Origin of the sequence: Klebsiella sp. G-Nf4 (assembly GCF_002810615.1) — a bacterium.
GTDB lineage: Bacteria > Pseudomonadota > Gammaproteobacteria > Enterobacterales > Enterobacteriaceae > Klebsiella > Klebsiella variicola.
On record NZ_PION01000029.1, the window covers coordinates 1 to 1,391 of the forward strand.

Below are 1,391 nucleotides of genomic sequence, written 5' to 3' on the forward strand. Positions count from 1 at the left end.
GGATAATGAGATGGACGCTCCAGATTTTACGGTATCAAAGTACCAGACTGGATCGTTGCAATACGTCCTAAAAAATGAGGAGCGTCCACATGAAAGTATCAACTCTTGGTATCGACCTGGCAAAGAACGTTTTTCAGCTTCATGGTGTCGATCACGAAGGCCATACTATTTTGCGTAAGAAGCTGACTCGGGCTAAGTTCGTTCAGTTTGTTATTCAACTGGATCCTTGCCTGATTGGCATGGAAGCCTGTTCATCCAGCCATCATTTTGCACGGTTATTCAGTCGCCACGGCCATGAGGTAAAACTCATTCCTCCGCAATATGTGAAGCCCTATGTCAAAACGAACAAGACGGATGCAGCAGACGCTGAAGCAATTTGCGAAGCGGTAACCCGCCCGAATATGCGTTTTGTACAGATAAAAACCGAAGAGCAGCAGGCCGTTCTAGCGTTACACACTGAACGGGGAATACTTATCCGTGAGCGGATCGCCTGTTCCAATAGTTTAAGAGCCACACTTGCTGAGTTTGGAATTACGATTGCGGCCGGACAAAGCCATTTAACCTGTGAGCTGCCAGCCATTCTGGAGGACGGCGAAAATGGTTTATCTCCCTTCGTCAGAACCAGCATCTACAGACAGTCTAAACATATCCGGGAACTTGAGGAGCAAGTTAAACAGGTAGAAGAAGCTCTGGACTCCTGGTACAGAACGCAGGAAGCCTGCCAGAGAATGGCCAAAATCCCGGGGGTTGGCATGCTAACGGCCACTTATGTGGTAGCAGCTGTGGGTAATGCCCGACAATTCAGTACCGCAAAGCAGTTCGCTTCATGGCTGGGGCTGACACCAAAGGAACATTCCAGCGGAGGGAAACAGCAACTGGGAGGGATCAGCAAACGTGGCGATGGATATTTCCGATACCTGCTGGTTCACGGCGCACGTGCACTTACCGCCTGGGTCAACCGGAATGGCGCGGTTGAGGAGAATTCCTGGCTTCAGGGACTACTTGAGCGGAAGCACTACAATGTAGCTGTTGTCGCCATGGCGGCAAAAACGGCAAGGATCATGTGGTCAATGTTGACACACAATACTGAATATCAACCTCGCCAGCCTGCCTGACACAAGGTCAGTCAATCTGACGAGGTGTTGAAAAAGAGTTAACGTCCTGGCAGGTGCAGGTGACTTCAGAAGATGGCAAAACAGGTAAGACCGCAGGCAGGATACACCGAGAGGTAGCAAGGGCAAGTCAGCTCGCAGAGGATGATTGGTACCTGCCTGGCGGATTTCATCATGGTTCGGGATAAAGAAATCCCATCAGAAACCGGATATATGGCTGCACCTACCCGTTTTATTACTGAACTGAAGAAAGCATTGCATTCCGGGAGCGTCCATATA

At 49.7% G+C, this 1,391-nt stretch carries 1 protein-coding gene; it reads left to right on the plus strand.

Annotated elements, in window-relative coordinates; all coding sequences use genetic code 11:
* Nucleotides 1–89: 89 nt before the first annotated feature.
* A complete protein-coding gene (locus CWM57_RS27025; protein WP_025711640.1) occupies nucleotides 90–1,115 on the plus strand; it encodes an IS110 family transposase in 1,026 nt (341 codons plus the stop codon).
* The last annotated feature ends 276 nt before the right edge of the window (nucleotides 1,116–1,391 follow it).